Here is an 8110-nt window from a genome sequence, read left to right as displayed (position 1 = left end):
TCAGGCCCCGCGCAAACCGCATCAGGGGGGTCAATATTGGGCGCCGATAAGGGGTCAGTTTTGCGCGCCGATTGACAATCAGGGCCAAACCCCGCGATCAACAGGTGTTTTTAACACAATCTCTCATAAGCGGACCCCGCGCCCGTGGCGGGCCTGTGACCCGCAGAAATGGCATGGGATGGAACAAACGGGACCTTCACAGCGACAAGCGAAACCGCTCCTTGTCCAATCGATCTGCACCGTTTCGCAGGTAGAACTCCGCCGCGTCGATGTTCCATCGTGGCGTTTGCCATTCCAGCCAGGTGGCCCCCGCATCCCGTGCGGCCCGCATGACGAGTTGCAGTAGACGGCTGCCGATCCCCAGCCCCCGGTGTGACGCGGTCACGAATAGGCAATCCAGATGCCCCGTCCGGGCTCCATGCCAGATCGCGTAATCGAATGTCAGCGCGGCATAGCCGACCAACTTCTCGCTCTCTGCCACGAACAGATAAACCGGGGGATCAGGGTTCTGCAGCACCTGCTTCAAAGCCCATGCTGACAACGTCGCCACACCATGCTCGAAGGCGGCGTGATCACCGATCATCGGCAGGAGTTGAGCACCGTCGTCCGGTGCCGCCTGCCGGATGATCATTCGTCCGTCGCCAACTCGAAGCCTTCATCAAGCCATCCGGTTATACCGCCTGCCATGATCTTCACAGGACGTCCCAGTTCGGCCAGCCGCAGCGCACCGCGCGCCGCCCCGTTGCAGTGAGGTCCCGCGCAATAGGTCACGAACAAGGTGTCATCGGGCCACGCGCTCATCTTCGAGCGGGTGATCTTGCCATGCGGCAGAAGCACCGCGCCGGGAATGTGCCCTGCGGCATAGAGGGAGGGGCTGCGAACATCCAGCAGGATGAAGTCCGGTTCTTTTGACAGGGCGTGATGAACGTCCCAGCAATCCGTCTCGAACGTGAACTCGACGGCGAAATGCTCTCGTGCGGCATCGCTCGGGGCAGCGGGGATCGCGGTAACGGCGGAGGTCATGGACATAGCCTTTCTCGAATGTCGTGACGGTATGGCCCGGCGGCGGCTTTTGTGGCAATTGGCGGAAATGACAGTCTCCGTAAACATCACGCCAAACCTGTCTCCGCGCCCGAAGACGACGGGACCTCTGGTCACAGCCCTACTTTACGATGGCCTCTGCACGTTCGAATTCGGGATCGTGGCCGAGGTGTTCGGGCTGGACCGGCCCGAGATGGGGCCGGGTTGGTATCGCTTTGCCAGTAGCGCGATCGAGCCCGGACCATTGCGCGCACATGGCGGTTTCACCCTGACGCCCGACCGGGGGCCGGATCTGCTGGACGAGGCCGATATCATCGTGGTGCCGGGGTGGAAGGGTGCGGAGGTTGACGTGCCCGAAGCGCTGTCGGATCGACTTCGTGCGGCACATGCCCGCGGTGCGCGTTTGGTGTCGATCTGCTCGGGCGCCTTTGTTCTGGCGGCGACCGGGCTTCTGGACGGAGCGGTGGCCGCTACCCACTGGCGCTATGCCGATGTGCTCCGCGCCCGATTTCCCATGATCGAGGTGGACGCCGCATCGCTCTACCGCTGCCACGGTCAAGTGTTCACCTCTGCCGGAAGCGCAGCCGGGATCGACCTGCTGATCGAAATCGTGAAACAGGATTTCGGAGCCGAGGCCGCCAACTCGGTCGCCCGCCGCCTTGTCGTCCCGGCTCATCGGACGGGCGGGCAGGCTCAATTTCTCGAACGGCCTGTGCCCGTGCACAAAGGCGGTCAGATCGCACCCCTCCTCGACCGGATTCGCAAAATGCTGGACCAAGACTGGCGGATCGATCGCATGGCGGCGGAATGCGGGATGAGTCCTCGCACCTTCCTCCGCCGCTTCCGGGACGCGACCGGCATGACACCCGGAGACTGGCTGACTGCGGAACGTGTGGAAGCCGCCAAGGCCTTGCTATGTGGGGGCCGTCTGGGCATCGAGGCGGTTGCAGAGGCCGTCGGGTTTGGCTCTGCCCATGCGTTGCGTCACCACTTTCGCACCCGGGCTGGCCTACCACCTGCGGCCTACCGGCGACACTTCCTTTCGACGGAAAAAGTCACTCTCGTATAACGCCTCTTGGTTCGGTGCTCCAGTTGCGCTTGGCCGCGTTGGGATGACTAAGCTGACCTTTCTATCCGGCATTGTGTGGCAGAATGCCGTTGCATCAGCATGTGCAAAGCCCATAGGGGACGACCATAGTTACTCCGAAGGTCCGCCGATGATCAGCACACAAACAGCAGAACATTACATATGGGGTGGTAATTGCGACGGCTGGGTTCTGGCTTCAGGGAGCGACCTTCTCATTATTGAAGAGCGGATGCCTGCGAACACGAAAGAGGTTCGTCATTATCATCAGAAGGCGAGGCAGTTCTTCTACGTGCTCTCCGGCGACCTGACGATGGAGCTGAACGGGACGACCCATGTCGTGCCCGCGCGCGCCGGCATCGAGATCCCTGCGGAATCCCCTCATCAGGCCCGGAACGACAGCGCTTCGGACGTCATCTTCCTGGTGATCTCGGCACCTACGTCTCGGGGCGACAGGGCAGACGCCCCGGCTCTTCTCGCTATACCGTGAGGGTCTGCTAAGGGCTCTAAGTGCCGAAGCGACACAAGTTCGTTCAGCAGGAGGCAGGTTTCTCCGTGCCCGCTCGTCTACGTAGAGTTGCCGCCACGGTCAGATAGTAGTTGCGGGCGGGGGCGTTGATCTGCCGCTCGGCCAGGAGCACCAGCGCGTCGGCCTTGAGGCAAAGCGCTTGGTCGCAGGCGGGATCGAGCGCCAGAAGAAGATCGGCGAGCTCCGCCGCCCACTGGGCATCATCCTGCGCCAGCACCTCGGTCGCATGCGCCAGCAGCGTGTCCCGACCGCCGACCATCTTCTCCATCCGCTCGGCGCGGGCGCGGGCGGCGAGCGGGAACATGGTCGCGGGGTTGCCGTCGAACCAGCCGACCCGGTCGGCATAGATGCCGCGCACCGTCCAGGCGACGCAGCCGTAATATTCCCGCAGATAGGGTTGGCGCGCCATCTCCTCGGGAAGGCGCACCTGCTGCACCAGCTCGTCGGGCGTTAGCCCCTTGCGGATGCCGTCCACTGTCGCCTCCAGCACGAACCGGATCGCGTCGCGGTAGATGGTGAGCAGCGCCGTCACCTCGGCCGTGCCGTGGACCGGCTGCATGTGTCCCGGCACCAGATGCTCGGGCCCGAGGGCGATCATCCGGTCGAGGCTCGCGATCCAGGCCTCGGGCGGGCGCAGGCGGACGCCGCGGAGGGGCGAGAGATTCGGGAAGGAGCGGTAGAGGTCGTCACCGCAGAGGAGCACGCGCGGGCCCGGCCGCCAGAGGGCGGTGTTCTCCTCGGACTCGCCGGGGGTGTGCAGCAGGTGCAGATCGACGCCGTCGATGTGTAGAACGTGCTCGCGGCCGCCGAAGGTGCGGGTCGGCGGCAGGAAGCCCTCGCGCGTGTGCGGCGTCTCGCGGCCGTATTGGCGCTGGATGCCGGCGTTGATGAACTGGTCCTCCGGCAGGGCGATGCCGAACTGGTCCCCACCGTCGCGCATGCCCCGCGCGAGCTCGGGCTCGCCGGTGACAAGACGCTCATGGCTCCAGATCTCGGGTGCGTCGTCGCCCGCGAAGACCGTCGCGCCGCCGGAGTGGTCGGGATGGTTGTGGGTGTAGATGATGGCATGAACCGGCCGGACCAGCCGGTCGCCGAACGCCGCCACGATGGCCGCCGCATCGACGGGATTGGCCGAGGTGTCCACGATGATCGAGCCGGTGCGCCCCTGGATGAGCGTCACGTTGCTGGCCGAATAGCCGATCGCGACGAAGACACCGCGCGTCACCTCCACGATCTGTTTGCGGAAGTTCTTGGAATGCACGCGCAGTTCGTTGCTGGGGGACGGAAGGTCGATCGTGTGGGTCATGACGGGTCCGGTTGGTTCATGCAGAGACCGTAGCACCCCTTGCGGCGAGAGCATCCTGTTCCGGATGGTCATCGGCCTCTCGCAGGTGATAGGATCAGGCCATGGATCTGAATGCCGCCCGCATGTTTGTTATCGTCGTTCAGGCCGGCAGCCTGTCGGCTGCGGCCGCCCGGTTGGATGTGCCGCTTCCCACCCTCAGCCGCCGCATGCGCGAGCTGGAGCGCGACCTGAACGTCCAGTTGCTGGAGCGGTCCGTGCGGGGATCGCGCCTGACCGAAGCCGGCTCCCGGCTTTACGAGATCGCCGTTCGCGGCATCGACACCCTGGCCGAGGCAGAGCAGGCGCTGAAGGAGGATCGGGCACAACTGCGCGGCAAGCTGCGCCTTTCGCTCCCGCAGTCGTTCCGCCCGTGGTGGGCCCTGATCGAAGAGTTCCAGCGCGCCTATCCGAACATCCAGCTGTTCATCCACTCGACCGAGCGGCGGCTCGACCTGATCGAGGACGGCATCGACGTCGCCCTGCGCGTGGGCGCGATCGTGCACGAGGGAATGGTCGCGCGGCATGTGCTGACCTGGCGGCACGTGCTGGTGGCGGCACCGTCCTTTCTCGCTCGCCATGGCACCCCGGCCGTGCCCGCCGACCTCACGGACTTGCCCTGCGCCATCTGGGGCGCCGGCACCGAGGCGCCCCGATCCTGGACGCTGGGGCGAGCCTCCGTGCCGCTGACGCCGGTCCTCGCCACCAACGACTACGAGCACCTGTGCCGGCGCGCCGTGGCGGGTGACGCGGTCACCGAACTCCCACCCTTCATCGCCGCAAGTCACATCCGCGAGGGCCGGCTGGTTCAGCTTCTGAACGACCACCCCATGCCAGAGGAAGCGGTTCACCTCGTCTATCCGCGCCATCGGCACCCCTCGGCGATCGTGCGCACCTATCTCCGGTTCTGTCTGGACCGGGTGGCGGATCTCGAAACCGCCTGCGTCTTCGAGATGAAGACTGAGTAATGCCGTCAGGCCGAGCTCGCGATGGCAGCTTGGAAGCCACGGGACGAGGGTGGGACTTTGCGGACGTTCGCGGTGATGAGGATGAGGCTCTTTTCCAAGGAAAAGTAAATTGCCAACCTTGATCAAAAAAGGTTTTTCACCGTGACTTGAAACTCAGGCTGCGATCGTGGCCAAAAACATAATGCCGCCTTCAACCCGCTTTTTGATTGCCTGAAGCTTAGCAAACTCGAATTTGCCGGCTGGTCCATGCGTTGCGCTGTTTAGGTCTCCGAACAGACCAATCACGTTGTTAATGTCAGCTTCGACAAATCCAATCATCTCCGGGGTATCCGCACCCTTAAGGGACAGGAGATATTGGATTTTCGTACGCCGTGTCGGTTTGCTGCCGTTGGGCGTCATCTGACAGTCTGGATCTGCAGCTAAGACATCTTCATCCGATGCCCATCCCTCAAGAATATCGGCAAAAATCTCTCTAGCACTTGTGCAAAAATGCCTTGCTGCATCGGGGTTTGCAGGGCTCATTGCAAACATCGCGCCCTTCCAGCGGGCGAGAAGATCCTCAGAAAGATCACCAAGATAGCCTAAGATGCCGCTTGGCTCTTCTGCAACTTCTTCAGCTTCACCGGTTTCGAGATCAAACAGTCACCGTCAGGATGCCTTCCCGCAACGGACCGTGCTTGCACCGACGCCACGGATCCTGAAGTCCGGCGTCCTTCACCGCCAAAATCTCTTTCTTCCGGGATTTCTTGTCGAGGGCAACGATATGGTTCTCGAAGTTCGACCTGGACGCCCGCGCGATTTCGAAGCGCAGCGTTTCGATCCACCCGGCAGCACCGAACTCGACACGGTTCTCCCCGGTCTTCTTCGGATCCACATGAGAGAGGTCACCGCCGGTCCTCTTGTCATGCATCCGAACCCTGCCAAGATCGCCCGGGTGGAGACCGTCGAAGCGCAGCACAACGGGCGGCGGTTCCGGAAGAGAACTCGAGGGGGTTGCGGCGGTGATCGGGGTGACGGCATTCATGAGGGAGCAGGCCTGACAAGGGAAGCTGTTCCTCTCAGGGTAAGGTCGCCCATAGAAAATTGTCGCACGAACCATCCGGATTTCGGAAGGCCGCTACTCACTAGCGATGTTGCAACCGGGGCAGGCCCCGGTTGCAACATCGCAGTTCGCGAAGGGGGATACCCCCATTCGATCCCCTCCTCGGCGTCATTCCATGGCGGAGCCATTCCACGACGCCTGCGGCCAGCATCCTGCTGGACCCGGAGCGAGTTCCTGAACGGGGTGTCCTTATTCTTTTTCGATGGCGCGCGTGTTGGGGCTGACGCAGCACCTCCCGTAAGATCCGGATAATTCGGCGTGTACGGGGATGACGAACGCCGCCGGCCTCCGGACTGTCGCCCTCTGCCTCCCCGTCATTCCGGATCGCCCCCCTTTCTCCACAGGAAGTCGACCATTTCCGGCCTGCATGATGTGCGCTCCCGTTCGCGGGCTCTGCCTGTGACCGCCCCGTCCGGTATGATGAACACAACGACGCCGGAGCCTGTTCCGGATCATCGCCAACCATCATCACCGCCGGAGCCCTGCTCCGCGCGGATCGGGAGAGACTTGCGTGCCGAAGACGCGGACCCACAGCGCCGGAAAGGAGCCGACCGGACCCCGGTCGCCCCGTTCCGCGCAGGGTTCCGCATCCATGCCCCTTGCCGGATCGCCCGAACCGCCCCATCCTTCGCTGGTCGCTCTCGTCCGCCTGCTCGCCCGCCAGGCCGCCGAAGCCGATCTCGCCGCGCATCGTGCGGCCCAGCATCCGGAGGACTGACATGCCCGCACACCGCGCCGCGATCTACGCCCGCTAATCCACGGATCTTCAGTCGGCGGCGTCGATGCAGGATCAGGTGCGGTTGTGCCGGAAGCTGTGCCAAGACAACGGCTGGGAGGTGGCGGAGGTCTTCGCGGACGAGGCGATGAGCGGCGCCTCGCACCTGCGTCCCGGCTTTCAGGATCTGCAGCAGGCGGCGATGAACGGCCGCATCGACATCGTGGTGGCCGAGGCCCTCGACCGGCTGTCACGCGATCAGGAGCATATCGCGGCCCTGCACAAACGGATGCGCTTCCTCGACGTGAAGATCGTCACGAAGTCCGAGGGCGAGATCAACGAGAGCACATCGGGCTCGGCGGCACGATATCGGCACTGTTCCTGAAACAGCTGGCCCAGAAGACCCATCGCGGTCTGGAAGGCCGGGTCCGTGAGGGCAAGTCGGCGGGCGGCATCAGCTACGGCTACCGGGCGGTGAAGACCCTGCGCTCCGACGGCACGGTGACCACAGGCGAGCGCGAGATCATGGAGGACGAGGCGGCCATCGTGCGCCGCATCTTCGAGGGCTATGCCTCCGGCCTCTCCGCCCGTGCGCTCGCCGCGGCCTTGAATGCGGAAGGAGTTCCCGCTCCCCGCAGCGGAGGCAAGGGCGACGGCCGCTGGGGACCGTCGACGATCTCCGGCAACTGTAAGCGCGGCACCGGCCTTTTGAACAACGAGTTCTATATCGGGCAGCTGATCTGGAACCGGCAGCGCTTCGTGAAGGACCCCGAGACCGGCAAGCGCCAGGCGCGTCCGAACCCACCCGAAGCTTGGATCATCGAGCAGGTGCACGATCTGCGGATCATCGACGACACACTGTGGCAGCGCGTGAAGGGCCGGCAGAGTTCGATTCGTGAGGAGATGAACCCGGCCGGCGTTCAGAACGGCGGGCTGCGCCCCGAGCGGGCACGGCGTCCCGGCTACCTCCTGTCCGGACTCGTCTGCTGCGGCGACTGCGGCGCGACCTACACCCTGATCAACAAGACCCGCTACGGATGCAGTGCTGCTCGGAACAAAGGCGACGCCGCGTGCATGAACCGGACGACGATTGAGCGCAGGGAGGTCGAAGACCGGGTTCTGGGAGGTTTGAAGGAACGCCTCCTGCATCCCGAGCTGATCGTGGCCTTCGTGGAAGAATTCCGGCGTGCCTTCAACGCGGCTGCAGGCCACCGACGCGCCGAGCGTGCGAAGGCCGAACGTGACCTAGCGCAGATCGACCGGAAGATCGCGGGCATCCTGTCGGCCATCGAGGACGGGATGTATCATCCGTCGATGAAGGCGAAGATG

The 8110-nt window shown here is 63.9% G+C and carries 10 protein-coding genes; 5 read left to right on the top strand and 5 right to left on the bottom strand.

What is annotated here, in order from left to right:
- Window positions 1-196: 196 nt before the first annotated feature.
- Together PIJ50_RS16210 and PIJ50_RS16205 are read right to left on the bottom strand one after the other, a co-directional pair.
- Window positions 197-631 carry a GNAT family N-acetyltransferase gene (locus PIJ50_RS16210; RefSeq protein ID WP_271976633.1) on the bottom strand — a complete coding sequence of 145 codons (435 nt, stop codon included), beginning with the start codon at window positions 629-631 and terminating at the stop codon, window positions 197-199.
- Window positions 628-1023, bottom strand: coding sequence for a rhodanese-like domain-containing protein (locus tag PIJ50_RS16205; protein ID WP_271976632.1), 396 nt, complete (start codon window positions 1021-1023; stop codon window positions 628-630). The genes PIJ50_RS16210 and PIJ50_RS16205 overlap by 4 nt, the downstream gene beginning before the upstream one ends.
- On the opposite strand from PIJ50_RS16205, the gene ftrA reads away from it, so the two are divergent.
- Together ftrA and PIJ50_RS16195 are read left to right on the top strand one after the other, a co-directional pair.
- On the top strand, window positions 1022-2110 hold the full coding sequence (ftrA, locus tag PIJ50_RS16200) for a transcriptional regulator FtrA (RefSeq protein ID WP_271976630.1): 1089 nt from the start codon (window positions 1022-1024) through the stop codon (window positions 2108-2110). The two genes, PIJ50_RS16205 and ftrA, sit on opposite strands and share 2 nt — an antisense overlap.
- Before the next feature lie 148 nt (window positions 2111-2258).
- A complete protein-coding gene (locus PIJ50_RS16195; protein ID WP_271976628.1) occupies window positions 2259-2615 on the top strand; it encodes a cupin domain-containing protein in 357 nt (118 codons plus the stop codon).
- 43 nt (window positions 2616-2658) lie between these two features.
- On the opposite strand, the gene PIJ50_RS16190 is transcribed toward PIJ50_RS16195, so the two are convergent.
- Window positions 2659-3960, bottom strand: a complete 1302-nt coding sequence (locus PIJ50_RS16190; protein WP_271976627.1) for an alkyl/aryl-sulfatase — start codon at window positions 3958-3960, stop codon at window positions 2659-2661.
- Between the two features lie 101 nt (window positions 3961-4061).
- On the opposite strand from PIJ50_RS16190, the gene PIJ50_RS16185 reads away from it, so the two are divergent.
- Window positions 4062-4964, top strand: a complete 903-nt coding sequence (locus PIJ50_RS16185; RefSeq protein WP_271976625.1) for a LysR family transcriptional regulator — start codon at window positions 4062-4064, stop codon at window positions 4962-4964.
- Between the two features lie 153 nt (window positions 4965-5117).
- Here PIJ50_RS16185 and PIJ50_RS16180 read toward each other — a convergent pair whose 3' ends face one another.
- A complete protein-coding gene (locus PIJ50_RS16180) occupies window positions 5118-5552 on the bottom strand; it encodes a pPIWI-associating nuclease domain-containing protein (protein WP_271976635.1) in 435 nt (144 codons plus the stop codon).
- 46 nt (window positions 5553-5598) lie between these two features.
- Window positions 5599-5988, bottom strand: coding sequence for a hypothetical protein (locus PIJ50_RS16175; protein WP_271976624.1), 390 nt, complete (start codon window positions 5986-5988; stop codon window positions 5599-5601).
- A gap of 860 nt (window positions 5989-6848) precedes the next feature.
- Between PIJ50_RS16175 and PIJ50_RS16170 the strand changes: the two genes are divergently transcribed.
- Complete coding sequence (locus tag PIJ50_RS16170; RefSeq protein ID WP_271976623.1) at window positions 6849-7166, top strand: recombinase family protein; 318 nt, start codon at window positions 6849-6851, stop codon at window positions 7164-7166.
- A gap of 89 nt (window positions 7167-7255) precedes the next feature.
- On the top strand, window positions 7256-8110 hold an 855-nt coding region (locus PIJ50_RS16165; RefSeq protein WP_271976621.1), incomplete at its 3' end, for a recombinase family protein.

Source organism: Falsirhodobacter sp. 20TX0035 (assembly GCF_028307215.1).
GTDB lineage: Bacteria > Pseudomonadota > Alphaproteobacteria > Rhodobacterales > Rhodobacteraceae > Falsirhodobacter.
Note: the sequence above shows the minus strand (reverse complement) of the source record. Positions and strands in the feature narration are given on the sequence as shown.

Coding starts and splice junctions, on each gene's coding strand:
- PIJ50_RS16210 (WP_271976633.1), bottom strand. CDS start 631: ATGATCATCCGGCAGGCGGCACCGGACGACGGTGCTCAACTCCTGCCG.
- ftrA (WP_271976630.1), top strand. CDS start 1,022: ATGGACATAGCCTTTCTCGAATGTCGTGACGGTATGGCCCGGCGGCGG.
- PIJ50_RS16205 (WP_271976632.1), bottom strand. CDS start 1,023: ATGACCTCCGCCGTTACCGCGATCCCCGCTGCCCCGAGCGATGCCGCA.
- PIJ50_RS16195 (WP_271976628.1), top strand. CDS start 2,259: ATGATCAGCACACAAACAGCAGAACATTACATATGGGGTGGTAATTGC.
- PIJ50_RS16190 (WP_271976627.1), bottom strand. CDS start 3,960: ATGACCCACACGATCGACCTTCCGTCCCCCAGCAACGAACTGCGCGTG.
- PIJ50_RS16185 (WP_271976625.1), top strand. CDS start 4,062: ATGGATCTGAATGCCGCCCGCATGTTTGTTATCGTCGTTCAGGCCGGC.
- PIJ50_RS16175 (WP_271976624.1), bottom strand. CDS start 5,988: ATGAATGCCGTCACCCCGATCACCGCCGCAACCCCCTCGAGTTCTCTT.
- PIJ50_RS16170 (WP_271976623.1), top strand. CDS start 6,849: ATGCAGGATCAGGTGCGGTTGTGCCGGAAGCTGTGCCAAGACAACGGC.